Annotated in this window: 31 protein-coding genes, 1 pseudogene and 1 riboswitch; of the genes and pseudogenes, 12 read left to right on the top strand and 20 right to left on the bottom strand. The window is 31.0% G+C overall.

Going from position 1 to position 26,821, the window contains the following annotated elements:
• Positions 1–450: 450 nt before the first annotated feature.
• The 15 genes from HMPREF2629_RS04100 to HMPREF2629_RS04025 all read right to left on the bottom strand — a co-directional run bounded on the left by HMPREF2629_RS04100 (position 451) and on the right by HMPREF2629_RS04025 (position 8,926).
• A complete protein-coding gene (locus HMPREF2629_RS04100; RefSeq protein WP_002448435.1) occupies positions 451–1,023 on the bottom strand; it encodes a terminase small subunit in 573 nt (190 codons plus the stop codon).
• A gap of 1 nt (position 1,024) precedes the next feature.
• Positions 1,025–1,363, bottom strand: coding sequence for a sigma factor-like helix-turn-helix DNA-binding protein (locus tag HMPREF2629_RS04095; protein ID WP_070813167.1), 339 nt, complete (start codon positions 1,361–1,363; stop codon positions 1,025–1,027).
• Positions 1,360–1,797: a pathogenicity island protein gene (locus tag HMPREF2629_RS04090; protein ID WP_070813166.1), complete on the bottom strand. Its 438-nt coding sequence runs from the start codon at positions 1,795–1,797 to the stop codon at positions 1,360–1,362. Before HMPREF2629_RS04090 ends, HMPREF2629_RS04095 begins: the two co-directional genes overlap by 4 nt.
• A gap of 54 nt (positions 1,798–1,851) precedes the next feature.
• Positions 1,852–2,061: a hypothetical protein gene (locus HMPREF2629_RS04085; protein ID WP_070813165.1), complete on the bottom strand. Its 210-nt coding sequence runs from the start codon at positions 2,059–2,061 to the stop codon at positions 1,852–1,854.
• Positions 2,061–2,648 carry a pathogenicity island protein gene (locus HMPREF2629_RS04080; protein ID WP_070813164.1) on the bottom strand — a complete coding sequence of 196 codons (588 nt, stop codon included), beginning with the start codon at positions 2,646–2,648 and terminating at the stop codon, positions 2,061–2,063. The genes HMPREF2629_RS04085 and HMPREF2629_RS04080 overlap by 1 nt, the downstream gene beginning before the upstream one ends.
• 14 nt (positions 2,649–2,662) lie before the next feature.
• Positions 2,663–3,415 (bottom strand): hypothetical protein, encoded by a 753-nt coding sequence (locus tag HMPREF2629_RS04075; RefSeq protein WP_070813163.1) that lies wholly within the window; start codon positions 3,413–3,415, stop codon positions 2,663–2,665.
• A gap of 9 nt (positions 3,416–3,424) precedes the next feature.
• Positions 3,425–3,757, bottom strand: coding sequence for a pathogenicity island protein (locus tag HMPREF2629_RS04070; protein ID WP_070813162.1), 333 nt, complete (start codon positions 3,755–3,757; stop codon positions 3,425–3,427).
• A gap of 416 nt (positions 3,758–4,173) precedes the next feature.
• On the bottom strand, positions 4,174–4,818 hold the full coding sequence (locus tag HMPREF2629_RS04065) for a pathogenicity island protein (RefSeq protein WP_070813161.1): 645 nt from the start codon (positions 4,816–4,818) through the stop codon (positions 4,174–4,176).
• Complete coding sequence (locus HMPREF2629_RS04060) at positions 4,815–5,096, bottom strand: pathogenicity island protein (RefSeq protein WP_070813160.1); 282 nt, start codon at positions 5,094–5,096, stop codon at positions 4,815–4,817. Before HMPREF2629_RS04060 ends, HMPREF2629_RS04065 begins: the two co-directional genes overlap by 4 nt.
• A complete protein-coding gene (locus HMPREF2629_RS04055; protein ID WP_070813159.1) occupies positions 5,071–5,892 on the bottom strand; it encodes a bifunctional DNA primase/polymerase in 822 nt (273 codons plus the stop codon). The genes HMPREF2629_RS04060 and HMPREF2629_RS04055 overlap by 26 nt, the downstream gene beginning before the upstream one ends.
• Before the next feature lie 170 nt (positions 5,893–6,062).
• Positions 6,063–7,676 (bottom strand): phage resistance protein, encoded by a 1,614-nt coding sequence (locus tag HMPREF2629_RS04050; RefSeq protein WP_070813158.1) that lies wholly within the window; start codon positions 7,674–7,676, stop codon positions 6,063–6,065.
• 86 nt (positions 7,677–7,762) lie between these two features.
• The gene (gene tscT, locus HMPREF2629_RS04045) at positions 7,763–8,071 is read right to left on the bottom strand and encodes a type II toxin-antitoxin system toxin TscT (protein WP_064206874.1); all 309 of its coding nucleotides are present in this window, start codon (positions 8,069–8,071) and stop codon (positions 7,763–7,765) included.
• Between the two features lie 3 nt (positions 8,072–8,074).
• Entirely contained in the window at positions 8,075–8,275 is a 201-nt protein-coding gene (locus HMPREF2629_RS04040) for a TscA family type II toxin-antitoxin system antitoxin (RefSeq protein ID WP_070813157.1), read from the bottom strand.
• A gap of 213 nt (positions 8,276–8,488) precedes the next feature.
• A complete protein-coding gene (locus tag HMPREF2629_RS04030; RefSeq protein WP_070813156.1) occupies positions 8,489–8,761 on the bottom strand; it encodes a helix-turn-helix domain-containing protein in 273 nt (90 codons plus the stop codon).
• A 3-nt stretch (positions 8,762–8,764) separates the two neighbouring features.
• A complete protein-coding gene (locus tag HMPREF2629_RS04025; RefSeq protein WP_070491932.1) occupies positions 8,765–8,926 on the bottom strand; it encodes a helix-turn-helix domain-containing protein in 162 nt (53 codons plus the stop codon).
• 148 nt (positions 8,927–9,074) lie between these two features.
• Here HMPREF2629_RS04025 and HMPREF2629_RS04020 point away from each other — a divergent pair, with 148 nt between their 5' ends.
• From HMPREF2629_RS04020 to HMPREF2629_RS04000, 5 genes are all read left to right on the top strand, one after another.
• A complete protein-coding gene (locus HMPREF2629_RS04020) occupies positions 9,075–9,683 on the top strand; it encodes a helix-turn-helix domain-containing protein (protein ID WP_070813155.1) in 609 nt (202 codons plus the stop codon).
• Positions 9,684–9,781: 98 nt separating this feature from the next.
• The gene (locus HMPREF2629_RS04015) at positions 9,782–10,390 is read left to right on the top strand and encodes a hypothetical protein (RefSeq protein ID WP_070813154.1); all 609 of its coding nucleotides are present in this window, start codon (positions 9,782–9,784) and stop codon (positions 10,388–10,390) included.
• Between the two features lie 19 nt (positions 10,391–10,409).
• Complete coding sequence (locus HMPREF2629_RS04010; RefSeq protein WP_070813153.1) at positions 10,410–11,624, top strand: tyrosine-type recombinase/integrase; 1,215 nt, start codon at positions 10,410–10,412, stop codon at positions 11,622–11,624.
• An 11-nt stretch (positions 11,625–11,635) separates the two neighbouring features.
• Complete coding sequence (locus tag HMPREF2629_RS04005; protein WP_054105609.1) at positions 11,636–12,652, top strand: DNA-binding protein; 1,017 nt, start codon at positions 11,636–11,638, stop codon at positions 12,650–12,652.
• Between the two features lie 2 nt (positions 12,653–12,654).
• Entirely contained in the window at positions 12,655–13,116 is a 462-nt protein-coding gene (locus HMPREF2629_RS04000) for a type II toxin-antitoxin system death-on-curing family toxin (RefSeq protein WP_070813152.1), read from the top strand.
• Between the two features lie 128 nt (positions 13,117–13,244).
• Here the strand turns inward: HMPREF2629_RS04000 and guaA are convergent, their stop codons facing one another.
• From guaA to xpt, 4 genes are all read right to left on the bottom strand, one after another.
• Positions 13,245–14,786: a glutamine-hydrolyzing GMP synthase gene (gene guaA, locus HMPREF2629_RS03995; RefSeq protein ID WP_017175183.1), complete on the bottom strand. Its 1,542-nt coding sequence runs from the start codon at positions 14,784–14,786 to the stop codon at positions 13,245–13,247.
• A gap of 146 nt (positions 14,787–14,932) precedes the next feature.
• Positions 14,933–16,399 carry an IMP dehydrogenase gene (gene guaB, locus HMPREF2629_RS03990; RefSeq protein WP_049419745.1) on the bottom strand — a complete coding sequence of 489 codons (1,467 nt, stop codon included), beginning with the start codon at positions 16,397–16,399 and terminating at the stop codon, positions 14,933–14,935.
• A gap of 38 nt (positions 16,400–16,437) precedes the next feature.
• Positions 16,438–17,706 carry a xanthine permease PbuX gene (pbuX, locus tag HMPREF2629_RS03985; RefSeq protein ID WP_017175181.1) on the bottom strand — a complete coding sequence of 423 codons (1,269 nt, stop codon included), beginning with the start codon at positions 17,704–17,706 and terminating at the stop codon, positions 16,438–16,440.
• A complete protein-coding gene (gene xpt / locus HMPREF2629_RS03980; protein ID WP_017175180.1) occupies positions 17,703–18,284 on the bottom strand; it encodes a xanthine phosphoribosyltransferase in 582 nt (193 codons plus the stop codon). Before xpt ends, pbuX begins: the two co-directional genes overlap by 4 nt.
• 207 nt (positions 18,285–18,491) lie before the next feature.
• Positions 18,492–18,594, bottom strand: a riboswitch (purine riboswitch).
• A gap of 213 nt (positions 18,595–18,807) precedes the next feature.
• Between xpt and HMPREF2629_RS03975 the strand changes: the two genes are divergently transcribed.
• The 4 genes and pseudogenes from HMPREF2629_RS03975 (at position 18,808) to HMPREF2629_RS03960 (ending at position 22,465) form a co-directional block, all read left to right on the top strand.
• Positions 18,808–19,215: a YflT domain-containing protein gene (locus HMPREF2629_RS03975; RefSeq protein ID WP_017175179.1), complete on the top strand. Its 408-nt coding sequence runs from the start codon at positions 18,808–18,810 to the stop codon at positions 19,213–19,215.
• 215 nt (positions 19,216–19,430) lie between these two features.
• A complete protein-coding gene (locus HMPREF2629_RS03970) occupies positions 19,431–20,090 on the top strand; it encodes a hypothetical protein (RefSeq protein WP_019834714.1) in 660 nt (219 codons plus the stop codon).
• A 128-nt stretch (positions 20,091–20,218) separates the two neighbouring features.
• Positions 20,219–20,717 (top strand): annotated as a pseudogene (locus tag HMPREF2629_RS03965) (DNA-binding protein); the annotation flags it as partial.
• Positions 20,718–21,073: 356 nt separating this feature from the next.
• Complete coding sequence (locus tag HMPREF2629_RS03960) at positions 21,074–22,465, top strand: L-cystine transporter (RefSeq protein WP_070492128.1); 1,392 nt, start codon at positions 21,074–21,076, stop codon at positions 22,463–22,465.
• 56 nt (positions 22,466–22,521) lie between these two features.
• On the opposite strand, the gene HMPREF2629_RS03955 is transcribed toward HMPREF2629_RS03960, so the two are convergent.
• The gene (locus tag HMPREF2629_RS03955) at positions 22,522–23,277 is read right to left on the bottom strand and encodes an NADPH-dependent oxidoreductase (protein ID WP_019834712.1); all 756 of its coding nucleotides are present in this window, start codon (positions 23,275–23,277) and stop codon (positions 22,522–22,524) included.
• A gap of 155 nt (positions 23,278–23,432) precedes the next feature.
• Here HMPREF2629_RS03955 and HMPREF2629_RS03950 point away from each other — a divergent pair, with 155 nt between their 5' ends.
• From HMPREF2629_RS03950 to ahpF, 3 genes are all read left to right on the top strand, one after another.
• Positions 23,433–24,212 carry a 2-keto-4-pentenoate hydratase gene (locus HMPREF2629_RS03950; RefSeq protein WP_017175680.1) on the top strand — a complete coding sequence of 260 codons (780 nt, stop codon included), beginning with the start codon at positions 23,433–23,435 and terminating at the stop codon, positions 24,210–24,212.
• 402 nt (positions 24,213–24,614) lie between these two features.
• Positions 24,615–25,184 carry an alkyl hydroperoxide reductase subunit C gene (gene ahpC, locus HMPREF2629_RS03945; RefSeq protein ID WP_002447989.1) on the top strand — a complete coding sequence of 190 codons (570 nt, stop codon included), beginning with the start codon at positions 24,615–24,617 and terminating at the stop codon, positions 25,182–25,184.
• Positions 25,185–25,198: 14 nt separating this feature from the next.
• On the top strand, positions 25,199–26,722 hold the full coding sequence (ahpF, locus tag HMPREF2629_RS03940; RefSeq protein ID WP_054105612.1) for an alkyl hydroperoxide reductase subunit F: 1,524 nt from the start codon (positions 25,199–25,201) through the stop codon (positions 26,720–26,722).
• Positions 26,723–26,821 lie beyond the last annotated feature (99 nt).

Genomic DNA, 26,821 nt, shown 5'->3' with positions numbered 1-26,821 from the left:
CGGTTATTATCTTATAAAAGGCTCTAAATGTAAATAGAAAACGCTTACTTTTTATAACTAAAAAATAATACTACTCAAATATGTATACCTTACTTACTTCTTTTTCTTAAGAGATTTAAAGACTAAAACTAAAATTAAGAATATTAAAGCAACAGTGAGAACTGAGCCCATTTCTATTCCCTCCTAGCTATCTTTAAATTAGATACTACCAAACTAATCTCTTAATTAAAACTAAATACAAAATAAAGGTACTGTAAAATACCAATACCTTAATTATTTATTAATAAAAATATGCTTATATTCTTTTTGAGCAATAGTTTTGGTTAATCAAAAACTTAATAAAAAGCACCTACTCAAAATTGAGTAAGTACTATTTTCATAATCATTTTTTAATCTTCTTCATGCACATCATCAATGAATATCGATGTAGTAATTTCTACCTCATGCTTATCAGTCCTCATCTGGAATATCATTAATAATCATTGTTCTATTAGGGTGTTGTTCGTGTATTTCATCTAGTGCTTTACGTTTTTCTTCTTCCTCATCTTCTGGCCACTCACCTATATTAATAAAAATTGGTGTGTCCGTAGATAACTCTTTCTTATCAGTAAATAACTTATGATACTTACCTAACATATCTCTAGCACGTAAACGGTCACTAGGCTTAATAGGTACTTCCACCATTTCTACATGCTCATTGTACACTAAGTTCATTTTGTCAGTGTCTGGGTTGCGTTGAAACTCACCACGTTTAACAACGACCTCTCTTACTTCACTCTCATCTCCTACTGCTGCATTACTTAGGATATGAAGTAGTTCGTTAGCAGATAGTACACCTTCATCAATCACTTTCTTACGTTGCTCATCAATGTACTTAGCCACTTTTTCATTCTTAAGCAACCTACTACCTTGTACAGTTGCAGTATGAGGACTATAACCAGCCTTAATTGCACTTTGTGTTACATTTAGCGTCTTTAGGTATTCAGATATAAACTTTTCTTGTCTAGGGTTTAAATCACTCATGTTATCCCTCCTCTAATTTGTCTAATAAACCATTCAATAGTTGACGTATTCTTTCTCTACTTAACTCAAATATCTTTGCAATTTCATTCATAGATTTCCCTTCACATAGTAAGAAAAATATATAGTATTCCCTTCTAGTCGCTACTGCATAAATTAACTGATCTAGTTCATTAAAGAATACTTGATTACCAGTATTCTCACTTAGTTCAAAAGGTTCGACTTCATCACTCAGTGAAAAGAAATCATCTATATTAGTATCATCATAACTTACAACATTTGACGCTTTCTCTTTGTGATAGTCCATTATAAACTGTTTAATCGCTTGTTTATCGTACATCATGTAGCAACACTTACTTTATGCTTATAAGCGTATAAATCACGTTGTAGGCGTTCTATAAGGTCATAATCTATGACTGAGCCATTAGACTGCATATAATACATGACTTCCTTTTGTTCACTAGGTGTATATCGCTTAATAACCTGTTTTAATTGCTGCATGTTTCTATTCGATTTTGTTTTGAAACGATGTAACTTCTCTTTTTCATCAATTATATTAATCACTAGCTTTTCTAGTGGGTATGATATAGACACAACGCCATGAACATCACTTGTAGTCATATGTGAGATATTTAAGTGATACATCATCTCTATTTGTGTTGTAATGGCCTTAATCTTGGTATTTATAAACTTAGGGTTATATTCTGTTAGCAAAGTATATTCAGATATTTTAGTTTCATAATATGATAGTGAGTAGTTTACTCTTTTAAGGTTCATGTATGCACCTCACAAATAAAATGAGCCTACCGCTGAGGATAGGCAAGATATTTATCATTTAACTATTCGATTTTCTTCGAACATTTTCATAAGGCTTCTGTCTCTTTGTGACTGTTGAGTTAGTTCATCTTTTCGTTGCTGTTGAATATTTTGAGAAATTTGTTGTTCTACTACATCTAATACCTTTTGACATTCATCTACTGATAATGTCGTTTCTGTTAAAAGATAATTGCTAACTTTATCTAAATTGTGTTTTCTAGCCATTATTTAGCACCTCTTAATTTCATTTTATTTCTAATATCAATGATTGGTAGCTCATTTCCGCTCACATAATTTGAATACTTAATAGGACTGAAATAGTTTTTAATTTCTGCTCTTACTTCTTTATCTTCTTCAAAGTTTTCTTTATCATAAACTCGAACAAATCTATCAAATTCTATTTCATATTCATCATTTAATGCTGCGATTTCATCTACTACTTTGTTATATTCCTCAACGATTGGCTCAAATTTTGCTAATATACGTTCTTTATCCTTTTTGTACAAATGAGGTAAATCTGCTTGATGTTTAATAATTTCAATCGCCTTTTTACGTCTAGCCTCATCAAACACTTCTTTTTTAGTCGATAAGCGTTTCTCTAACGCTTTTAATTTCTTCTCATTACTGTCAAATGTATTATAGAGTTCATCAGCTTCATCATCTTGTGAGTTAGCGATTAGTTCTTTATATTTAGCTTTATCTTCTTTAATTCGTTGTATAAGTTCCTGACGTTCCTTTTCAAGTTTATCGATACTCTCTCTTTGACCTATGACATATTCGTTGTATTCATCAAAATATTTTTCAGTTTTCAATTAAATTCCTCGTTTCAATTAGTTTTTAAGCCTATTTCTCTTATGTAGTTATACGGCTTTTTAATCTCTTTTTGTGGTAATCGTTTCGGTATAGCTTGTAGCAATATCAAGACTTTCTCAAAGTCGATATTATTTTCATTTCTGTTATAAATAAATTCTTTAAATGATTTCTTATCTAGATCATTCAACTTTGCTACAAACTCATCATTATTCATATTCTTTTCAGTAGCACCATCTTCTTTTTCCCTGAGTGCTTTCTCTTGGTTAAGCGTCAACTTATGAGGATAAGTCTTTACTTTTTGACGCTTGTCATTTATATATGAATAATTGTTTTCTATACCTTTATTACGCTCATTTCTATTTGTTTGAATATATTTGTATAGTTCAATCTTAAAACGCTCTATCACATTCATATGAGCCTCTGAGCGTGTATTAATATAGTTTTTAATATACTTTTGTTCTTTAGTAGAGAAACGCCCTAGAACAGTATAAAAGGCGTTTAAATCTCTTTGACTTCTACTCTTATACCGTTCCAATTTCTGACGTTCTTCTAATATAGCGATTGCTAGATTTTCAACGGAATAACTCTCATAGTAAATACTTTCTGATACAGTATCACTACATAAACTAGGTGTAGTTCGGTCATACATATCTTCTATATCACTTTCTATGAGTGCTATTCTTGATTGAATGTAGTAAGTATTAAATCTAGTGAACAATTCGTAATCGCTAACTTTCTCTTGAATAATTTCAATCGCTGCACTCACTACATCACCTTAAATCTCAGTTTTCTTTAGTGCCTCATATCGTTTCATACTGCCCTCAATATGACGCTTAATACTTAGTAAGGCTAATTCCTTTTGTTCTTTTGATTTTATCCAGAAATAACCTCTAGTATCTTTCTTATAGCTATATCCAATAGGATAGCCATGTTCTACAACTAAACTATTAATAGTATGTTGCAGCCATCTTTCATTGTTCTTAGTAAACTCCATATTCAGTTGATTGAATATATTTTGTTTAGTAATAATATTGTGCTTAGTGTTGCGTAATACATTTAATACTTTAATATGATCTTGAGTTAATTCTTTTTCAATTGTTATTGTCATTATTTAATACCTCATTTTTTAGTTATTTTGAGCAGACCTAATTAAATGAGGAGGTAATAAATGAAAATCTAGTGAATTTGCATTTTTTAACTATCGTACTCATGATTTCAGAGAACAAGAAAACTAATCAAATTATATAAAAGTATAATTACTTCTATAACACTATTATACTAAATTTACACCAAAATTACAAACAAACGTTCTGTTTTTGTAGAATTTAAATAACTTCTTAACATTCCATTTAACACTATAACTAAAGTATTTATACTACTTTTCATACAATTTCATACACTTTCTATTATAGAACTAATGTTCGTTTATTACCTTAACTCAATCTAAAATCATTAACAAATCTTAACAATTACGATTTACATATAAAAAAGCCATGCACCTACTAAGTGCATGACCTATAAATTTTATGCTTTTACTCCATTGTAATAAGAGTTCTTCAAACCTTTTAATTTAAGTTCTAACGCTAAGTAGTCTTTTCTATTAGCCTGTTCATTCTGAATAAACTCAGTAATGATTTTCAAGCCCTCAACTAATTCTGGTGCTGGTTCATTAATTCCAGTAGCTAACTGATACAACATTTCCATATTACCTATAACATCTGCATTACTAGATTGAACGTCCTCCAGTTCAGCTATATTGAAATCCCTACTCATATAATCGAACATATCGCTATTATTACTTTCTGCAAAAGTTTCCAGTCCATACATGAAATAATCATTATCAAACATAAATTCAGCCATCATATCGCTTACAGTAGCATGTGTACCATCATGTAAATCATAACCAGTATAATATCCCTCAATGCTCTCTATAAGTTTCTCAGTATGCTTTTCTGAGGCAATCTCAAAAGTTTTTCTCACTTCACAATCTTTTATCAATACATGAGCATACATTTTACCTTTACTTACTAGATACACAGTATTAAAAGGATCATTATAAATCTTAAAAGCAAAAGGTACTTTATAACTACTTTCACATAGTCCAGTAAAATATCTTAATAGTGTTGCTGCTCTAGTTTCAAATTCATTTGCTATAATTTCAACGTTCATTTTATTCCCTGCTTTCTTTTAATGTAGTTTAGATAGTTTTTAGTTCTTGCAGCTACTAATTCAAAACTGCCATTTGCTATTGTTCTATACGATACTCTTTTATTATTCTGTAAATCATAAGTTTCACGCCATGCTACCCACTTAGTCCCAAAGTTCTCAAGATATAATGTTGATATGCGACTAATTGAGCAGTAGTACATTTCTTCGGATATTCCAACTAATAAACCTAGTTTTCTTAATTCGTCATCTATATTAAATTCGTAATGAGTTTCTTGCACTATTATATGAGGCCTCCCACTCTTCTAAAGTAAATTCATCACCATTTGCTTTAACATCACCAATAATTACTTTTAGAGGCTCTATATCAACGTTACATTGTAATGCGTAACTAATGGCCTTATATACATCATTATTACGTTCTATGCTTTCACCATTAATTACACGATTGTATGCCTCTTTACCTAGTCCACCTTTGCCAGTATGTTGTAAATGATTGAAATTGTGATTAGGCAACACATTTTTTACTGAGAACTTTCCCATAGTCTGTTGCAGATAGTTTCCACGCTTTGAAAATATACGATCTTCAAATTCACCATCATAAACGATTACTGGTTTCTTATTACTTGTATACAGTCCTTTAGCTGTTTTACTTCCTGCTAGTACAAAATAGTTATTATCATGTGCTTTAATGTCTACTGATGGTAAATATCCTATTTTCTGAGCGTATTCAACGCCATCACGTTTTTTAAATATTACATGCTTTCCTCCACTTGCTGTTGTCTGCACTAGTGTATTTTGTGCATTAGAAACAAACTCATCATAGTAAGGAATGTCTTTCAAACTATCAAAACCATTTTCACCATTTACGTGATTAATATCTATGTCGATACACCATAAACCACGAGTAAGGACACCTAATACATTTGTGTTTGCATATGCTAAAAAGTTGTTATCTATAAAATCATCATCAATAGTTACATTCTTAAATGATACTGCTGGTTTTTTATTATCGTTTAAAGGTACAACTTGCACATCTTTACTAAGAAGATACTTTGCTGCATTGTACATTTTCATGAGAATACCTCCAATAGAACACTAACCCTTTTAACTCATTCTTTTCTCTATACATACATCTATTTATTTATATATAAAATACGCTAAAGAATATTTAAGTTATAAAGGTTAGTGCCTGTTATTAAAGTAATTTCAAAGTTAGTACAAAGGTTAGTAAGAGTTAAACTAACTTAAGTTTCGATTAAATCTAAAGCCATTTTGAATAGTTCTTTATTTTCTACAATATGAACTTTAGTATTTTGTCCCTCTATCCATTTTTGCTTATTGATAGCTACACCTATTTTTTTCATATCTTCTTTAGCTTTTTTATATCTCAGATTTTTATAATCTTCTTCAATAGTTTTTTGTAGTATCTCATCACCTGAAAAAATGAAGTCCTGTTTAGATAACGTTTCTAGTATTAAGATTTGAGTGTCCGTCAATTCATCTTCGGTGTAATAGTTTTTAAGTGTTACGTTATTGAACTTAAATTCTCTGCCTATTTGTTTAAGATACTCAAGGCTTAATATTAAAAATGATACTGACGCATTGACTGAGTTTTTTCCGTTAGGCTTAACAAAGTCCCAAAATGGTTTAAATACTTTATAACGTTCTTCATCAGTTTCGTTCTTCGGTCTATCCTTAAATGCAATCTTAACTGTACGTGTTCTATTAGCTGTAATTTCTCCTGTATCAACACTTTCATTAGTATCTAAAATTAATACTGCATTATTTTTAAATTTAACGTTATTTCGTTGTATACCACGACCTGAAATATTTTCACCAGTAGCTATTTTGCGTAATATTCTCATCATACCTTTATTAATTTCACCTGTTTCATTAGCATGTGCAATATCCACGCCATAAAAATTGAGCCATTCATTTGCAGCCTCAAAGCCAGATGATAATAAACTATCAAAATTCACTTTATTTACTTTTAGCAATTCTTCAAAAGTTTCCATAAATAAACCTTTACCAGATCGCCCAAAGTCTTTGATTAAGAACCATTTTTCAGCTTGAATAAGTTTCATTTTTCGATACATAGTATAAGCATGTACCAACATTAAATTATTCTTACTGCGTTCATTGTCACTTACTAAGTCAAAGAATTGTTGTGCTAGGTTAGTGTTTATATTTTTCTTATCTACATCATATTTGATGATATAGTAGTCATCACTAGAAATTTTTTTATCTATAAATTCTAATTCTTTACAGTTATATATCCAATCATTACCTGCAATAGCGTAAGGGTAGATATTATATTGATAATTTGTATCTAATTGATTTCGATAAACTTCTAACATTACGCTTAAGAAGTCATTTATTTGATGTTTATTATCTACTGGATATTCCAAAGTAAAGTTAGTATTGTCTATAATTTCATACTGATTACTGTTTAATTTAATAAAGCTTTCTAATTCATTTGAATAAATAACCTTTTCAGAAATTAGATCAACTATGAATTTGGCATAGTTATTAAATGGACTAGACTTAAAATGTGCTTGCTTATCTTCTTCACCATTTTCCATTGTCGTTTTAACTGAGATTGTTCCATAGACTGCCCCAATTTCTTTAGGTTTTATGGTATAATCTAAAGTAAGATTACTTATATAATCGCCAGCAAATTCATCTTTTGTTTTATGGAAAACATTTCCTTTATTGTTAAAAATTTGTTTATCTGTGGAAATTATAGCGAAGTAAATTCGTTTACTAATTTCTTTGATACGAGATAAATTAGGCGTTTCAACATAATCTAATTTAGAATGAAATTCATGATGTTTATTATATAAAGAAACTTCGTTCATTTAATCAGCCTTTCATTTTTGTATTTTAAGAATAAGCACAGAAATGGTATATTATTCCTGTGCTTTTGGTTTGCAAATTGCACTTATTAAGCGTTATCTGATTTAGTCGCCAAACTATTGTTATCAGGTAACGTTTTTTCTATCTCTTTAAATCTTTCAATGAGTTCACCAAACTCTTTTTGATACATCATCATTAAATCAATCGTTTGTGCATTTTTAATTCTATGTTCATGGTATCTATATCCATGATTTAATATATCTTCTTTATTTAATACGTGATTAGGCTCATGAGTGAAATAATCATCATTAAACCACACAAAAGAGGTTACTACATCATCTATTCTTTCTTTTAAAACTTCTAAATCACATAATGCATTGTTTAGTTCAAAATTCATTTATTAGTCCTCCCACTCAAAATTGTTTTCTATTTGTTGCATAACCAACTCACAGATGAATTGTAGTTGCTGTTCACGATTAAGCGTTTCTTTCCATTTTCGTTTTCCTTCTTCGACTATGTGAATATATTCTGTGCGTGTATCATTTACTGCACTATCAAGAATTTCATATATACTTTTTATTACTTCAATATCATTGTTCATTTACTACTCCTCCATTAAAAATATTCTTTAAGTGCCTTTAAAAAATAAGAATTTTGTTTATCTCTTATATCAAACTTGATAATTGCTACCATGCTTGAAAATAAGAAAAAAGCTAAAGCATAATGTAATTGACTATGCATATTTAAAAACACAGTAATGATACATATATATAAGTTCATTTATAAATCTAAGCACTTTTATGCCTCCTTTTTATTAAAGCCAACCTTTATGACGCTTACTAAGATACTCTTTAAAGCCATCAATAGAGATAACTGTCATTGTAGATGACAAGCTGAAATATAGATCCTCTACACCTTTGTTATCTTTATCGTATTCTTTAAGAATTCTATTAACTGATGAATAAGAAATTCCAAATAGTTTAGCAATAGCATTAGGCTTTGCCATGATAGGCTTTACTATCACTTGTTTAGGTTCAGTAACTACATTTTCTTTAGTTGGTAAATCTTGCAGCTTTACATGTGGCATAGTTTAGGCCTCCTCTTTTTCTAATGTGTCTAGTAACTTTTCTTTATTGATAAGAATTTTGCCACCAATTTTGGTATGTGGAATTACATTTTTTTGAATAAGTTTATATGTGTGTCTCTCACTCATTCTTATTAATTCAGCTGTTTCCTTAACAGTAAGATACATATAATCACCTCTTTAAATAAATATTAGAGATATTTTTTTATTTCTTTTATCTCTATTTTGATTATATTTAGTTGAATTAGGAATGTCAAGAATATAATTATATCTTTTTTATCTCCAAGGTGTTAAAATTTATTTTGAGGTGATATATATGGTTGGAAAGTACAGAAGTGAAGTAGGTAATTACTTAAAAAATATTAGAAAGAATAAAAATATCACTGCTAAAGCTTTAGGAGAAAATTTAAAATATTCACAAAGTCATATAAGTGGTATTGAAAATGGTTCTAAAAAGATACCACCATTTTTTATACCAGCTTATTTAAATTTTATTTCTGACACTAATGAAGAATATAATTATTATGCTGAACAAATAACTAAGATTACTGAAGGTAATTTTGAGGTTGAAAAAAGAAGAACACGACATAATAATGATGAAATTTTAAATTCTATAAGTAAACATGGAAGAATGAGAGAATTCTATACTTATGACTATAATAATAATAAAGTTGTAACAGTATTCTCAGAAGAAATTAATGATCTGAATTTTCATCTAGAAGATAACTTTAATAGTAAATTTTATAAATCAATAGAATTAAGTGATTATGATAGAAAAAATATATCTAAACTTCTGGATACATACTTTATGAACAAAGAAGAATTCCTCGAAAGTATTAGATATGACTACGTAGATGGTTCACTTGATATCCTAACTCTCCAAGATAAAATTGAAGAAATTCAAAATGTATTTAAAAAAAATTGATTTCATTTTTATCAATTAAGGTAGTGGTTCTATCGAACAGTGTCTAATACACCATAGAAAAATGAATATAAAAGGTAATAAAATTAGGGAGCATACATATGAAAAAATTACTAGGAACATTATTTGCAGCTACACTTGTATTAAGTGCTTGTAGTCAAGATGACACTAAGGAAGATGAGAATAAAAAATCAGAAAGCACTACTGAAAAGAAAGCTGACGATAAAAAAGATAAGAACACTAAAGAGGACAAAAAGTCTAAAGAAGAAAAGAAATCTCAAGAAAACGAAGATAACAAGTCTACACAAGAAGATAATTCTACTGACAATCAAGACACACAGGAAACTGCAACAAATGAACAAGTTCAATCTCAACAACAAACACAACAACCTGCAACTCAAGAGCAGCAACAACCACAACAAGCTAATAACACTCAACAAACTCCTCAACAACAGCAAAATAACCAAAACTATAATCAAACTCAACAACCTAATCAAAATGTAAAGTTACCTAAAAATACAGAGATTGATGATCAGTATATACATGGTGAAGTTGCTAACGCCCTAGAGCGTAAAACTGAAATCGAAAGACAAGCTAACGAAGATTATGAAAATGGGAAAATTAGTGAAAGTGAAATGATGAATAGACAACAACAAGCTTCTAATATTCTTAATGAAGGTGTAGAAAATCAATATGGACCACAAGACTAAGTAAAGGAGGCTCACTCACATGTGGCATGAGAAATTTACTAATAAACATGGTGAAACTAAATATCGCTATTATGAGAAGTATAAAGACCCACTCACAAACAAATGGCGACGTGTTAGCGTGGTACTTAATAAGAATGGTAAGCAGTCACAAAAAGAGGCTCAGAAACGCTTAAATGAGCGTATAGAAGAAAAGCAAAATAATAAAACACCTACTACACTCAAGACACTAACTTTCCATGCTGCATGTGATGAGTGGTTTGAACATTATAAGTTAATATCTGGATCTAAACAGTCAACTATTACTACTAAAAGCTATAAGGTTGCTCACATCAAAAGAAATATAGACAAAGATATTCTTGTTCAAAATATGAATGCTAAAGTTATACAAGATTTAATTAACTCATCATTAAAAGATGGATTAAGCCATAAATTAGTTAAAGACGATTTAAGTATCATCAAAAATATATTGCGATATGCTCAAAAGAAATATAACATCACTGATATATCATACATAGATGATGTTGTTATGCCTAAAAAAGCGACTACAAGAGAAGAAATTAAAGCTAAACGTGAGAATTATTTAGAAATGACTGAAATTCTGGCTATTGCTGAAGAATTAAAACGCATAGCAAATAAAAAGCGTGCTAGTTATATGAAAAGATCATACTTATTTACTGCTTACATAGTTGAATTTCAAGTATTAAATGGTATGCGTATTGGCGAACTCTTAGCAATTCAACCCGATAATATTGACTTTGAAAATAAGAAGCTTCTCATTGATGGCACTATACACTGGCGCAAAGATGGTAACAAAATAGGTTTCAAAGATACTACAAAAACAGCATCATCATATCGTACTATATCTTTAACTACTAGAAGTTGTGATATTTTGCATAAGGTTATGTTGGAAAATAAGAGAGCGATACAATGGGAAAACATGTATGTTGATAGAGGTTTTATATTTACAAGTCATAGAGGTAATCCTCTACCTCTCACATCAATAAACAGAAACATACAAATAGCTACACAAAATATAGGGATAGAAAAACATGTAACAAGCCACACTATGCGTCACAGTCACATATCATTATTATCGCAATTAGGTGTGTCTCTTAAAGCTATAATGGAACGTGTAGGTCACACAGACCATAAAACAACATTACAGATATATAGTCATGTAACTGAGCAAATGGATAAAGATATGATGAATAAATTAGAAAAGATTAGCTATTAGGAGGAAACCTTATGAAAAAAGATTTAACAAGTTCACAAATTGATAGAAAGAATATATTAAACAATTCTTTTGCTGTTGAAGAAATTCAAAAACAATATAAATTAAAAGGCATTGATTATAAAGGTACAATTTATTTCACTACTCAACAAATTGCTGATTTCTTTAAAGTGGATATACGAACAATTCGTAGATTAATAGAAGAACATGAAGATGAATTAAGAAGTAATGACTACCACGTATTAACTGGTACTGAATTAGATCGTTTTAGAAGTTATGCAGAAATACAATTTGCGAATGACATCCATGTCAGTCACAAAACTAGAAATCTAGGCGTATCAACGGTTCGTACATTATTAAATTTTGCTATGCTATTAACAAATAGTGAAATTGCTAAAATCATGAGAAAAGATATATTAGATATTACTATCAATACAATAGCTGAAAAAACAGGTGGCCATACTAAATATATTAATCAGAGAGACAGAGAATATCTTAATAAACTTTATATTGAAGAGACAGAACGAAAGCAATTCACCGATGCTTTAAAAAATTATGTGAACGTTGGGCAATATAAATATGCATACTTTACAGATTTACTATATAAATTAATTTTTAAAGAAAGTGCAAGAGAGTATAAAAAAATATTATCTCTAAAACCTAAAGATAAGACAAGAGAAACGATGTATAGTGAGGTTCTATTAGTAATAGCTAGTTATGAAAAAGGTATAGCACATAATATAGAAAAAAGATATAAAGAGTTAAATCGACAGTTAACAAAAAAAGAAACCATTGAAATTTTCAAAAATTATAGCGAGCATCCAGGCAATCAACCACTTCTAATTGACGCTAGAACAAAAATGTCAAGTCGTGACTTAGGATTTAGAGATGCTTTACATTATGAATTAGAAGAATATATTACTCCTATAAACAAAGATGATTTCGAAAAGTTTTTAGGTGCTCAAAGTAAGTCTTTAGAACAACAAATACAAGAACATAAAGACGTATTCTTAAGATTAAAGGACAAATAATTATGGAAAACATATATTACTTTGATAGTCAACATGCCATTAAAGAACATGATAAAGTAATTAAAGAAACTGGCGGTTTAAAAGGGATTAAAGACAAAAGTACACTAGAAAGTTTTTTAACGCATCTACAAAACGACATGTATTATCCTACTTTTGAATTAAAACTATCTCGCTTGGTTTTCTGTTTTACTCAATTTCATGTATTTAATGATGGAAATAAACGCTCAGCAATTGCTCTGGGAGCTTATTTTTTGAAAATAAATGATTTTGATTATTGTACAGATACGTTTATTGAAGAAATGGAGAATATAGTATATTGGCTAGCATATGGTTTAATAAATGAAGAACTTTTAATACAGATTATCAATTCAATACTTTTGTACGATTGTTTAATAGAACCGATAAAAATAGAATTAATTAACGTAGCAATTCAATATAAAATTTTAGAACAACAAGAAAATTAGATTAATAATTATTAATCTAAAGGCATACAAATTTTCACATCACGCCCTTCTTCTGCCCTTTTTTAATTCAAAAATAATCAAAACAACCTCTTAAGCCTGTGCCTAAGAGGTTTCTTCATTTTATGTTATTATTCCCATTCTATAGTGCTTGGTGGCTTAGAAGTAATGTCATAGACGACACGGTTTACATGGTCTACTTCATTAACTATACGACTAGAAATTTTTTGTAATACTTCCCAATCGATACGTGCAAAATCACTTGTCATACCATCAATTGATGTTACAGCACGAATACCTACTGTATGATCATACGTACGATAATCACCCATAACACCTACAGATTGAATACCTGGTAGTACTGTGAAGTATTGCCAAATCTCTCTTTCAAGACCTTCTTCTCGAATCACTTCACGTAAAATCGCATCAGATTCACGAACGATTTCTAATTTATCTTCAGTAATTTCACCTAACACACGAATACCTAAACCAGGACCTGGGAATGGTTGTCTCCATACTAAATGTTCAGGGATACCTAATTCAATACCTAAGGCACGAACTTCATCTTTAAATAATGTATTAATAGGTTCAATCAATTCAAATTCCATGTCTTCAGGTAATCCACCTACATTATGGTGAGATTTAATTGTTTGCGCTGTCTTTGTACCTGATTCAATCACATCTGTGTAAAGTGTACCTTGTGCTAAGAAATCAACATCTGTTAATTTAGCCGCTTCATCATCAAACACATATACAAATTCATTACCAATGATTTTACGTTTTTTTTCTGGATCAGAAACGCCTTTTAGTTTTTCCATAAAACGTTCTTTGGCATTTACACGAATAATATTCATATCAAAGCCTTCACCGAATTGTTCCATTACCATATCGCCTTCGCCTTTACGAAGTAAACCATGGTCTACAAAAATACATGTTAATTGATCACCAATGGCCTTATGCAATAATACTGCAACAACTGATGAATCTACACCACCGCTCATGGCACATAATACTTTACGATTGCCTACACGTTCACGAATTTTTTCGATTTCAATTTCAATGAAGTTTTCCATTGTCCATTCACCTGTACAATTACATACACGACGGACAAAATTTCTTAGTAAATCATTACCGTATTCTGTATGACGTACTTCTGGGTGGAATTGCACACCATAAATACGACGTTTTTTATCTTCGATAGCAGCATAATTTGTACTTGGGCTATCAGCAATAACTTCAAAACCTTCAGGAATTTCAATGACTTTATCTGAATGACTCATCCACACTGTTTGTTCTTCTGGTAAACCAAAGAATAACTCATCAGATTTTGCTTTAATAATTGCTTTACCATATTCACGTTCATTTGCACGTTCAACTTTACCGCCTAATAGTTTGGTTGTAAGTTGCATACCGTAACAAATACCTAACACTGGAATACCTAAATTATAAATTTCAGGATCAATCGTAAATGAACCTTCTTCATAAACAGAATTTGGACCTCCTGAAAGAATAATACCTTTAGGATTCATACGTTTAATTTCATCTATAGAAATTTCATGATCGTGTAATTCACTGTAAACGCCCATTTCACGAATACGACGTGTAATTAACTGGTTATATTGACTACCGAAATCTAAGACAAGAATTAACTCTTGTTCTTTAGCCATTTCCATAATAGTAAATCTCCTTTAAATTAATTTATGTAAACAATAGAAAGACGCTTTTCATATTTATAAAGACAATAAATAATTTCAACCTCTATAAACAATTTATAGAAAAGCGTACTTTCTTAATTTAATCGCTTCTTGCTCACCTTACATTAAAATGAATAGTTTGGTGATTCTTTAGTAATTTGTATGTTATGTGGATGACTTTCCGCTAAACCTGCAGGGCCCATACGTGTGAATTGTGCTTCTTCACGCAATACTTTTAAGTTTGGTGAACCAGTATAACCCATACCAGCTCTTACTCCACCCATAAGTTGATAAATGGTATCTTGTAATGGTCCTTTATAAGCTGTGCGACCTTCAATACCTTCTGGAACAAATTTTCTAGGAGATTTATCTTCTTGGAAGTAACGATCATTTGACCCTTTTTCCATGGCTCCAAGAGAACCCATTCCACGATATACTTTATATTGTCTACCTTGGAAGACTTCAGTAGCGCCTGGGCTTTCTTCAGTACCAGCTAATAAGCTACCTAACATAACAGCATGACCACCAGCCGCTAATGCTTTAATAATATCACCAGAGAATTTAATACCACCGTCAGCAATAATCGCTTTACCATGTTTACGTGCTTCAGTAGCACAGTCATATACTGCAGTAATTTGTGGTACACCTACACCTGCAACGACACGTGTTGTACAGATTGATCCAGGTCCAATACCTACTTTAACCACGTCTGCACCTGCTTCAAATAAAGCGCGTGTCGCTTCAGCAGTTGCAACATTTCCTGCAATAATTGTAAGTTCAGGATATTTATCTTTCATTTTTTTGACTTGCTCAATCACACCTTTAGAATGTCCATGCGCTGTATCAATAATTAACGCATCTACTCCTGCTTCTACAAGTTTTTGTGCACGAATTTCAGTGTCTTTAGATGTACCGATAGCTGCTGCTGCAAGTAAACGACCATGCTCATCTTTCGCTGCATGAGGGAATTCAAGTACTTTTTCTATATCTTTAATTGTGATGAGACCTTCTAAACGACCATTTTCTACTAATGGTAATTTTTCAATTTTATGCTTTTGAAGGATTGCTTCTGCTTCATCTAATGTTGTACCAACTGGAGCTGTAATTAAATTTTCTTTAGTCATCACATCTGAAATTTTAATTGAGAAATCTTCAATAAAACGTAAGTCACGGTTTGTAATAATACCAACGAGTGTTCTTGATTCTTCATCTTTTACAATAGGCACACCTGAAATACGATATTTACCCATTAATGCTTCTGCTTCATAAACACTTTCATCTGGTGTTAAGAAGAATGGATTCGTAATAACACCATTTTCTGAACGTTTTACTTTTTGTACTTCATCAGCTTGCTCTTCAATGCCCATGTTTTTATGGATGACACCTAAACCACCTTGACGTGCCATAGCAATAGCCATTTTAGATTCAGTTACTGTATCCATACCAGCAGAAATAACTGGAATATTTAATTTAATTTTATCTGATAATTCTACGCTTAAATCAACATCATTTGGTAATACGTCTGATGCAGCTGGAATTAACAAAACATCGTCAAAAGTTAATGATTCTTTAGCAAACTTATTTTCCCACATTTATAACACAGCCTCCATTTTTTATATAGTTAATCTTATTATTTCACATTTTCGTCGTTTTGTTTATACTTTATACCGTTAAAAAAGAAATTAAGAATAATAGCAGAGATTGCTCCTAAAACAATACCATTTTGAGTTAACCAAGCGAACTGTTCTCCTAAAGCTTTAAATGCTTGAGGTACAGCACTAATTCCTGTACCAAGTCCGACTGATACAGCAATAATTAATAAATTATTTTGATTTTTGAAATCAATATTTCCTAAAATACTTACCCCATAAGCCATTACCATACCAAACATAGCAATCATTGCACCGCCTAATACAGGTAAAGGAATAATATTAGCCAGAGCACCTAGTTTAGGTATACAACCACTTATTAAAAGTAAGACTACCATTCCGTATATGACTTTATTTTTCTTAGCTCCAGAAAGTGAAACAAGTCCTACATTTTGCGAATAAGCTGTATAAGGGAAAGAATTAAAGATTGATCCTAAAATGATGGCTAGACCTTCCGCAGTGTAACCTTTACGAAAATCTTTACGTTCTAGCTTACGACCAGTGATTTCACTTAATGCATGATATACACCAGTTGATTCAATCAGACTTACAATTGCTACAATTGTAAACACTAATGTTGCACCGAAATCAAAGCCAAATCCTGAGAAACGGAATGGTCGTGGAATACCGAGCCAATGTGCGTCACCAACTTGGCTAATATTAACTAATCCAAAGATACTAGCCAATATAGTGCCTATAACTAAACCAATCAAAATTGCAATAGATTTTAAGAATCCCGTTGTAAATCGTTGTAATAGTAAGATAACAATAAGTGTCACTCCACCTAAAATTAGATTTTTAGGGTTACCATAATCTTTAGCGCCTTGACCACCAGCAAGATAATTCATAGCAACGGGCATTAAGTTAATTCCGATAATTGTAACTACACTACCTGTAACAACAGGTGGGAAAAATTTAACTAAATAAGAAAAGAATGGAGCAATGATCACAACTAAGATACCTGATAGGAACAATGATCCATATAACACGTCTAAACCTTTAGTCTGTCCAATTAAAATCATAGGTGCTACAGCAGTAAATGTACATCCTAAAACAATAGGTAGCCCTGTACCAGTAATCTTATTTGCTTGTAAAAATGTAGCTACTCCACACATAAAAATATCTACTGTAATTAAATAAGCAATCTCTTCAGGTGAGAATTTTAAACTTGTTCCTACAATGATAGGTACTAAAATAGCACCTGCATACATTGCTAATAAATGTTGTACACTTAAAATTAAATTTTTCATTCATCTTCACCTAGTAAAGTCACTTTATTCCCTGTTAAGGAAGCAACTTTACATAATGAAGAAACAGTTAAACCAGCCTCTTCCAATCTTTGTCGTCCATCTTGGAAACTTTTTTCTACAACAATTCCTATGCCTACTGTTTCTGCTTTAGCTTGTTGTGCAATGTCGTACAATCCAAGTGAAGCATCACCATTTGCTAAGAAATCATCAATAATTAATACTTTATCTTCAGACCCTAAAAATTCTTCTGATACAATCACTGTACTTGTTTTATTTTTAGTAAATGAATGGATATCAGTACTGTAAAATCCATCTTTTAAAGTACTTGGCTTTGCTTTTTTTGCAAATAAGCATGGCACATCGAAATGTAATGCAGCCATGATTGCAGGAGCAATACCGGAAGCCTCAATAGTTAAAATTTTCGTAATCCCTTTATCCTTAAATTGTTTATAAAATGTTTGACCCACTTCATACATTAATTTGGCATCAATTTGATGATTTAAAAATCCATCAACTTTTAATATTTTTTCATCAATGACTACGCCATCTTCCTTGACTTTTTGTTCGAGCGCTTCCACTTCAAAACCTCCTAAACTTTATATAAAAAAACCCGAAACTTTTATCTAGTTTCAGGATCTATAAGTGAACAAGTACGATACACATTCATTTGTAACTTAGAAGTAAATAATTTAGATTTATAGATGATAAACAATACTTTACATTATACAAATGATAATATAGTATAAGACATCTTAGCCAATCCTCAAACTTCTCATTAACTTCCTTACCTTTGTACTTGAACTCATAGTCGCGTTGTTTATGGCAACACGGTAGAAACTTCTAAAGCCATATTCTTCAGATTATATGAGCAATATAAATTATTTAATGATAATAGCAAATTTTAAGCTTATTTTCAATAACTGATGGAGAGTTTATCCTTGTAATCACACTACTTATAAATGTAAGCGTTTAATATCATATAAAAAAACTGTATTTGTAAAACACATATGTTTAATTATATAATTATATAGAAACGTTTTATATCTATTCATTAGGGTATAAATATTTAAAAGTAGCATGAAATGATGGAGGACGATGAATATGCCAGATATTACAGTTATAGATAATGAAAATCAAATTTACAATGTGATTGAAAAGAAAAAAGCAGAAGGATATTCAGAAAATGAGATATTTGTTATCAGTAAATCTAAATTACATTTAGATGATTTACATAATTCTCAAGTAACACTTATAGCAACAAGTGGTTCATTCAGTGATCGCATGTCACGCTTATTAACCGGTGAAGATGGTGAAGAAGCTGTATTGAATAATTTCAAACTATCTGATAACCAAGCAGAACAATATAAAAAAGATATGCTTGATGGCAAATTTTTAGTAATCGCTAGAAAAGACGCTTCTTCACATAATGAAGTTGAAAAAAACAACGCAGCTTATGAAGAAGTTGATATCACTCATTACGCTAATGAGTCTAAGGGTCCAAAATCTTAAAAATAAGTTTAACCATTCATTGTATTTATTCATGTCGATTGTTAAATGAATATAATTTCTTACAAATTAACAGTCAAAAATTAATATATGCTTCTTTCAAAGTAAAGTGTGAATCATTTATAACTTTGAAAGAAGTTTTTTAATATATTTTGTATTATGATGTGCTACTTTACAAATGTGCTATACTTAAAAAAATATGATGCGGGGAGATCGCTATGAAATTTCACACTATTCATTCTTTAGAAGACGCTTATTATCAAAAAGCCGTCGAGTTTTATAATAAACAATTAGATGTTGATTTTTTTGAAGACAGCATTATCACAAAACGGTCCTTACAGAATAATAAAACAGAAAATGATTATGTTTTTATTGTTGGTATTGAGAAAGAAAATATAATCAGTTTGGCTACAGCGCACTACGAGGCAACAACAAATTCAGCCTTTTTAGTCCACTTATTAGCTGTAGTTGATTCAAACTATGATGAAATCATATCTCAAACTTTAAATGAAGTTGAAACTCACCTAAATATATTATCTAATAAAGTACATGCTAGAGATATTAACTTTTTAATGATTGAAGTCCCGAAACTTGATAATAGTATATTAGATAATCAATTAATTAAACGACGTCATCATACCTTATTAGAAAATGACTTTGAACAACAATATGACATTGATTATTTGCATCCTAACTATACGTTTGAAGAAACACCTATACGTACTGACTTATTTATTAAATCTAACATTGAACTTACAAAAGACATCTATCCTGCTAGTGTGAAATCTAATTATATTCTCAAATATGTATTTGCGAATGGAATTTCTAGAGATATTATATACCCCCTTTTAGAAAAGATGAATTTACGTTTACCTTGATAGAACACTTGAAAAGCGCGATATAAAAGGTTAAACTAATATGCGAGGTTAGACTGACGTGTCACTAACCGAAGACAAACGTCAGTGTAAATGAACAATATTCTATAGATACGAAAGGACTTCAAATTATGTTAACTAAAGAATTCGCTCAACGTGTCAAACTAAGTGAAAAACAAGTCCGCAAAATCGTCCAACATTTAGAAGAACGAGGATATCAACTTAGTAAGACTGAATATCGTGGTCGTGAGGCTACAGACTTTAAAGAAGAAGATATTGAACTTTTCCAAGATATTGCAGAAAAGGTAAAACAAACAAATAGCTATGATTTAGCTTTCGAAGAATTAGAAAAAGAAAAAGATTTTTTACAAGTTATCGTTAAAGAAGACCAACAACAGTTACCAGCTGATCAAGGCGTCACACAATTGGTAGAAGACTTACGTACGGAAATACAAAAAATGCGTGAAGAACGTCAAATGTTAGGTCAGATGATTACTCAAGTTCATCAACAGCAAAATGAACTTAAAGAATTACAAAGTCAAATTACTGAAAAATTGAAAGCAAATAATGAGTCATTAGCTGCCATCCAAACATCACAACAAGCCATTCAAACTGCTCAAAAAGAACAATCTGATTATACTAAAAATAATTTAGTTAAAGAAATTAATGATAACAATCAACAAGCGATTGATAATTTAAAAGAACATCAAACTTATGTTTCATCTTCAAATGAGAAAAAAGGATTCTTAGCTAGACTATTTAATCTTTAATGTAACAATTGTATATAGTGCTATTTACTAAAACAGGTTTGAAATTAAAAAATTTCAATCCTGCTTTTTTTGTTTTAATACTCATTTTGTATCTATTTATCATTAGTTTGTAAAAACATTTAATAATTTATGTTATTTAAAGTATTGAATTATTATATATTTAATACTATTCTTATTAAATGTGTCGGATTTAACTAATAAAAGGAGAATCATTATATGGGAACATTATTTTCAATTATTAATATTGTCATAATGTTGATTTTCATTATCGGCTTATTCATTATGGCTAAAAAACATGTATCATTCCCAAAACGAGTCTTTACCGCTCTAGGATTAGGAGTTGTATATGGAATTATTTTACACCTTATTTATGGTGTTAATTCTAAAGTGCTTGAAACCACAACTGATTGGTTTAGCATCGTTGGAGATGGCTATGTGACATTATTACAAATGATTGTTATGCCACTTATTTTTATTTCTATTGTTTCAGCATTTAGTAAGATACAAATTGGCGATAAATTTGCTAAGATAGGTTCTTATATTTTTATGTTTTTAATTGGTACTGTCGCTATTGCAGCCGTTGTAGGTATTTTTTATGCCATTGTATTTGGCCTTGATGCTTCAAGTATCGATTTAGGTAGTGCAGAACATGCACGAGGAAATGAAATTAGTAGTGAAGCGAAGCAGCTTACAGCGAATACACTACCACAACAAATTCTTGAATTATTACCAAGCAATCCGTTCTTAGATTTTACTGGTCAGAGAACAACTTCAACTATTGCAGTAGTAATATTTGCCATTTTTGTAGGATTTGCATACTTACGTGTTGCACGTAAACAACCTGATAATGGTAGCTTATTAAAACGTGGTATTGATGCTGTTTATGCTCTCATTATGTCAATTGTTACCTTTGTTTTAAGATTAACTCCTTATGGAATTATCGCAATTATGGCTTCTACAATTGCAACAAGTGATTTTTCAGCAATTTGGACATTAGGTAAATTCATGATTGCATCTTATGCAGCTTTACTTACAATGTATGTTATTCATTTAATTATTTTAGCGATTATGGGAATCAATCCTATTCGTTATGTTAAAAAAACACTTGAAGTACTGATTTTTGCATTTACATCACGTTCAAGTGCAGGAGCGCTTCCTTTAAATGTGCAAACTCAAACGCAACGTTTAGGAGTACCTGAAGGTATTGCAAACTTCTCAGCTTCATTCGGCTTGTCTATTGGCCAAAATGGATGTGCTGGTATTTATCCAGCAATGCTTGCTATTATGGTTGCTCCTGTTGCTCATGTTGACATAGATATACCATTCATTCTTACACTAATTGCTGTTGTAGTTATTAGTTCATTTGGTGTAGCTGGCGTTGGTGGCGGTGCAACTTTCGCTTCAATTCTTGTATTATCAACTTTAAACTTACCAGTTGCATTAGCGGGTGTATTAATTTCTATCGAACCAATTATTGATATGGGTCGTACCGCTCTAAATGTCAATGATTCTATATTAGCAGGTACTGGTACAGCACGTTTAACAGGTAACTTAGATAAAGAAAAATTTAATTCTAATCATTATGGAGAATTATCCACAGAATCATAAATAAAAAGAGAGGCAGAATTTCGAACAAATTCTGCCTCTCTTTTTTCGGTTTTATTTTATCTTTTCATTAATCCAGATTTATTTAATTGCTCTAACATATCTAATCGTGCTTTTCCACTTAAAAATCCAGCAACTTGTTGAGACCAGGTTTCATTTCTCACACCATTTGTACGGTCTTGATAGTATTTACTAACCAATTGATCATAAGCGTTTAATGTTTCTTTTTGTTGTGCTTTATTACTATTATAGACATTTTTATGGAAGACGTGTTCAAAAGGTAAACGTGGTTTTGGTGATCCATTTTCATCCTCAGCTGGCTCCCCTACAGCCATACCGAATAGAGGGAAGGCATATTCAGGTAAGTCTAAAATCTCACGTACACGTCCGACATCATTGCGAAGCGAACCTAAGTATACAATGCCATAGCCCATATCTTCAGCTGCTAAAGCAATATTTTCTGATACTAATGCAACATCAATGGCACCAACTAATAAGCCCTCAGCTGACTCAAATGACGTCTCCATGTGTTGTTCTACATCTTCATTAATAAGACTATGACGATAATAATCTAAAACAAATACGAATAAATAGCCATTATCTACCACATAATGTTGTCCTGATACTTCTTTGAGTTCTGCTTTAATTTCTGGGTCTTCTACTCCAATAATTGAATACGTTTGTAAATAACTAGATGTTGAAGCACTTTGCCCAGCTTCAACTAACTTTCTAACAACGTCTTCACTTAAAGGTTGATCTTTAAATTTTCGAACTGAATGATGTTTTTTAGCTAATTCGTAAACATAATCTGACATTAAGTCCACTCCTTTTTTAATTACTGAATATATGTTAACAATTTATATTTTATTTTTCTTCTAAATTGCCCTTTATTTTAAATTAAGATTTGCATGCTAAACTAATTAAAGTTATCATAATAATGACAATTTTCAGATATCAAAGGAGAGATACTATGACTCACGCTAACAAAGAAGTTTCAACAGCCTTATATCAAGCTTTTACATCAAAAAAACCGATTGATTTTATCAGTTCCTCTTTTGAACTAAATGAGTTAGAAGCCTATCACACACAAGATGATCTCATTAATCAATTAAAAAATAAGCAAAAATCAGAAATTAAAGGTTACAAAGTCAGTATGACAAGTGCCGCCACTCAAGCCATTGCCAATACAAATGAGCCTGCGTACGGTACTATTTTATCTACTCAAGTAGTCGAAGGTGGTAACTCTATCTCATTATCAACATTATTTGATCCATTACTTGAACCTGAACTTATCTTTGAATTAACTGCAGATTTACCAGAGAATGCAGATGTTCAAACCATCTTAGAAAGTGTAAAAGTAGCTCCAGGTATTGAAATTCCTGACGCACGTTATAAAGATTGGTTCCCTAACTTTGCTTTATCAGATTTAATTTCAGATAATACTGCAACAGGTTTAATTGTGGTTGGAAAAAGAGTAACACCTCTTGATTACAAATCGTTTGCTGATATTAACTTAAAGTTATTTAAAAACGATCAAGAAATTGAAACAGGACATTCTAGTGACGTACTAGGAAATCCTATTGAATCTATAAAATGGTTAAATAAAAAATTACATTCACATGGAAAACGTTTAGAAAAAGGTCAATTTATTTCTTCAGGTACATTTATTTCACCACTACATTTAGAAAAAGGTATTTATATTGCTGAATACGAGAAAGTAGGAAGTGTAAAAGTAGAAGTCAAAGACTGATTTTAATAAAATAATATTGAAAATACTTGATACTCTCTTCAGATTTATATGTTTCATAGCGTAACTTGAAGAGAGTTTTCATCTATTATTTTTGATTTCCATTATCAAATACTTTCCTTTAGTTGAGAATAGATTTAAGCGAAAAGATGTATTTGTATTTACAATTTACATTTTTTAATTAGGAAAAATAAACCTCACAATATCTTAAAAAAGTTAATATTTTTTATATAAACCTTATTATATCAGTGCTTTATAATGTTTTTCTTACTTTTAAGTATATTATGTTGACGAAATAAAATCTACATGTAATAATATTAATCAAGAGATTAGAATTATTATAAATAAGCAATAATTATTATGTAGTTCTAATTAATATTCGATAAATTAGGAGGAATTTAAGTTATGTCTTTAATTAATAAAGAAATCTTACCTTTCACAGCTCAAGCATATGATCCTAAAAATGATGAATTCAAAGAAGTAAGCCAAGATGATTTAAAAGGTTCTTGGAGCGTTGTTTGCTTCTATCCAGCTGACTTCTCTTTCGTATGTCCAACTGAATTAGAAGATTTACAAAACCAATATAGCCAATTACAAGATTTAGGTGTTAATGTATTCTCAGTTTCAACTGATACTCATTTCGTACACAAAGCTTGGCACGATCATTCAGACGCAATCAGCAAAATCCAATACACTATGATTGGTGACCCTTCTCAAATCATCACTCGTAACTTCGATGTATTAGATGAAGAAGCAGGTTTGGCACAACGTGGTACATTTATCGTTGACCCTGATGGTGTAGTTCAAGCAGCAGAAATTAATGCAGATGGTATTGGCCGTGATGCAAGTACATTAGTAAATAAAATCAAAGCTGCACAATACGTACGTCAACATCCAGGTGAAGTTTGCCCAGCAAAATGGGAAGAAGGTTCTGAATCATTACAACCAGGATTAGACTTAGTAGGTAAAATTTAAGGAGGCATTTAAGTATGCTTAATGCTGATTTAAAACAACAATTACAACAATTATTACAACTTATGGAAGGCGATGTAGAATTTAGAGCAAGTATCGGCTCTGATGATAAATCTAAAGAATTAAAAGATTTATTAGATGAAATCGCTGAGATGACAGATCATATTACAATCGTTGAAAAAGAATTAAAACGCACACCAAGTTTTCAAGTAAGTAAACCTGAAGAAGATACTGGTATCACATTTGCTGGTATTCCTTTAGGTCATGAGTTTAATTCACTTGTGCTTGCCATTTTACAAGTAAGTGGTCGTGCGCCTAAAGAAAAACAATCAATCATTGATCAAATTAAAGGTCTTGAAGGTAACTACAATTTTGAAACTTATGTAAGTTTAACTTGTCAAAAATGTCCAGATGTAGTTCAAGCATTAAACTTAATGAGTGTAATTAATCCAAATATCACTCATACAATGATTGATGGTGCTGTATTCCGTGAAGAATCTAAGGATATCATGGCAGTCCCTGCTGTATTTTTAGATGGTGAAGAATTCGGTAATGGTCGTATGACAATTTCTGATATTTTATCTAAACTTGGCAGTACACAAGATGCTTCAGAATACGAAGATAAAGATCCATACGATGTATTAATCATCGGTGGTGGGCCAGCAAGTGGTAGTGCTGCAATTTATACTGCGCGTAAAGGTTTACGCACTGGTATTGTTGCAGATAGAATTGGTGGTCAAGTTAACGATACAGCTGGTATTGAAAACTTTATTACTGTTAAACAAACCACTGGATCAGAATTCTCTTCTAATTTAGCTGCACATATCGAAGAGTATGATATTGATGCTATGACTGGTATTCGTGCAACTAAAATTGAAAAAACTGATAAAGCTATCCGAGTAACTTTAGAAAATGATGCAGTTCTTGAAAGTAAAACTGCTATTATTTCAACTGGTGCAAGCTGGCGTAAATTAAATATTCCTGGTGAAGATCGCTTAATCAATAAAGGTGTTGCCTTCTGCCCTCACTGTGACGGACCTTTATTTGAAAATAAAAACGTTGCAGTTATTGGTGGTGGTAACTCTGGTGTTGAAGCAGCTATCGATTTAGCAGGAATAGTTAAACATGTGACGCTATTTGAATTCGCTCCAGAACTAAAAGCGGATACAGTGTTACAAGAACGTTTACGTTCTTTCCCTAATGTTGATATTCACACAAATGCTAGAACTGCCGAAGTTCTAGGTGAAGATCATGTTACTGGTTTAAGCTATGAAGATATGTCATCTGGTGAAATGAAAGAATTAAGCTTAGATGGTATCTTTGTACAAATTGGCCTTGTGCCAAATACAAAATGGATTGGTGACGCAGTAGAGTTAAATAGCCGTGGAGAAGTCGTTGTGGGTCGTGAAAATAACACAAACATTCCTGGTATTTTTGCTGCTGGTGACGTTACTGATCAAAAATATAAACAAATTATTATATCAATGGGTTCAGGTGCTAACGCAGCATTGAGTGCATTTGATTATATTATTAGAAATTAATTTACAGTTTAACTTTCTACATGAAAGTAAGACTTAGAACTTAACCTATCAAATATCTTCATTTTAAGAGGCTGGGACATAAAGTATCTGGATAAGTGA

Source organism: Staphylococcus sp. HMSC034C12, from assembly GCF_001835895.1.
Classification (GTDB): domain Bacteria; phylum Bacillota; class Bacilli; order Staphylococcales; family Staphylococcaceae; genus Staphylococcus; species Staphylococcus hominis.
Note: the sequence above shows the minus strand (reverse complement) of the source record. Positions and strands in the feature narration are given on the sequence as shown.

Excerpts from the sequence above, each read along its gene's own strand:
- tscT (WP_064206874.1), bottom strand. The coding sequence starts at position 8,071 with ATGAATTTTGAACTAAACAATGCATTATGTGATTTAGAAGTTTTAAAA.
- HMPREF2629_RS03975 (WP_017175179.1), top strand. The coding sequence starts at position 18,808 with ATGCCAGATATTACAGTTATAGATAATGAAAATCAAATTTACAATGTG.
- HMPREF2629_RS04100 (WP_002448435.1), bottom strand. The coding sequence starts at position 1,023 with ATGAGTGATTTAAACCCTAGACAAGAAAAGTTTATATCTGAATACCTA.
- HMPREF2629_RS04030 (WP_070813156.1), bottom strand. The coding sequence starts at position 8,761 with ATGCCACATGTAAAGCTGCAAGATTTACCAACTAAAGAAAATGTAGTT.
- HMPREF2629_RS04025 (WP_070491932.1), bottom strand. The coding sequence starts at position 8,926 with ATGTATCTTACTGTTAAGGAAACAGCTGAATTAATAAGAATGAGTGAG.
- HMPREF2629_RS04010 (WP_070813153.1), top strand. The coding sequence starts at position 10,410 with ATGTGGCATGAGAAATTTACTAATAAACATGGTGAAACTAAATATCGC.
- ahpC (WP_002447989.1), top strand. The coding sequence starts at position 24,615 with ATGTCTTTAATTAATAAAGAAATCTTACCTTTCACAGCTCAAGCATAT.
- HMPREF2629_RS03950 (WP_017175680.1), top strand. The coding sequence starts at position 23,433 with ATGACTCACGCTAACAAAGAAGTTTCAACAGCCTTATATCAAGCTTTT.
- HMPREF2629_RS04095 (WP_070813167.1), bottom strand. The coding sequence starts at position 1,363 with ATGATGTACGATAAACAAGCGATTAAACAGTTTATAATGGACTATCAC.
- pbuX (WP_017175181.1), bottom strand. The coding sequence starts at position 17,706 with ATGAAAAATTTAATTTTAAGTGTACAACATTTATTAGCAATGTATGCA.
- HMPREF2629_RS03970 (WP_019834714.1), top strand. The coding sequence starts at position 19,431 with ATGAAATTTCACACTATTCATTCTTTAGAAGACGCTTATTATCAAAAA.
- HMPREF2629_RS04055 (WP_070813159.1), bottom strand. The coding sequence starts at position 5,892 with ATGAAAATGTACAATGCAGCAAAGTATCTTCTTAGTAAAGATGTGCAA.
- HMPREF2629_RS04015 (WP_070813154.1), top strand. The coding sequence starts at position 9,782 with ATGAAAAAATTACTAGGAACATTATTTGCAGCTACACTTGTATTAAGT.
- HMPREF2629_RS04070 (WP_070813162.1), bottom strand. The coding sequence starts at position 3,757 with ATGACAATAACAATTGAAAAAGAATTAACTCAAGATCATATTAAAGTA.
- HMPREF2629_RS04050 (WP_070813158.1), bottom strand. The coding sequence starts at position 7,676 with ATGAACGAAGTTTCTTTATATAATAAACATCATGAATTTCATTCTAAA.
- HMPREF2629_RS04000 (WP_070813152.1), top strand. The coding sequence starts at position 12,655 with ATGGAAAACATATATTACTTTGATAGTCAACATGCCATTAAAGAACAT.
- HMPREF2629_RS04065 (WP_070813161.1), bottom strand. The coding sequence starts at position 4,818 with ATGAACGTTGAAATTATAGCAAATGAATTTGAAACTAGAGCAGCAACA.
- HMPREF2629_RS04005 (WP_054105609.1), top strand. The coding sequence starts at position 11,636 with ATGAAAAAAGATTTAACAAGTTCACAAATTGATAGAAAGAATATATTA.
- guaA (WP_017175183.1), bottom strand. The coding sequence starts at position 14,786 with ATGGAAATGGCTAAAGAACAAGAGTTAATTCTTGTCTTAGATTTCGGT.
- HMPREF2629_RS03955 (WP_019834712.1), bottom strand. The coding sequence starts at position 23,277 with ATGTCAGATTATGTTTACGAATTAGCTAAAAAACATCATTCAGTTCGA.
- HMPREF2629_RS03960 (WP_070492128.1), top strand. The coding sequence starts at position 21,074 with ATGGGAACATTATTTTCAATTATTAATATTGTCATAATGTTGATTTTC.
- HMPREF2629_RS04020 (WP_070813155.1), top strand. The coding sequence starts at position 9,075 with ATGGTTGGAAAGTACAGAAGTGAAGTAGGTAATTACTTAAAAAATATT.
- HMPREF2629_RS04085 (WP_070813165.1), bottom strand. The coding sequence starts at position 2,061 with ATGGCTAGAAAACACAATTTAGATAAAGTTAGCAATTATCTTTTAACA.
- HMPREF2629_RS04040 (WP_070813157.1), bottom strand. The coding sequence starts at position 8,275 with ATGAACAATGATATTGAAGTAATAAAAAGTATATATGAAATTCTTGAT.
- ahpF (WP_054105612.1), top strand. The coding sequence starts at position 25,199 with ATGCTTAATGCTGATTTAAAACAACAATTACAACAATTATTACAACTT.
- HMPREF2629_RS04090 (WP_070813166.1), bottom strand. The coding sequence starts at position 1,797 with ATGAACCTTAAAAGAGTAAACTACTCACTATCATATTATGAAACTAAA.
- guaB (WP_049419745.1), bottom strand. The coding sequence starts at position 16,399 with ATGTGGGAAAATAAGTTTGCTAAAGAATCATTAACTTTTGACGATGTT.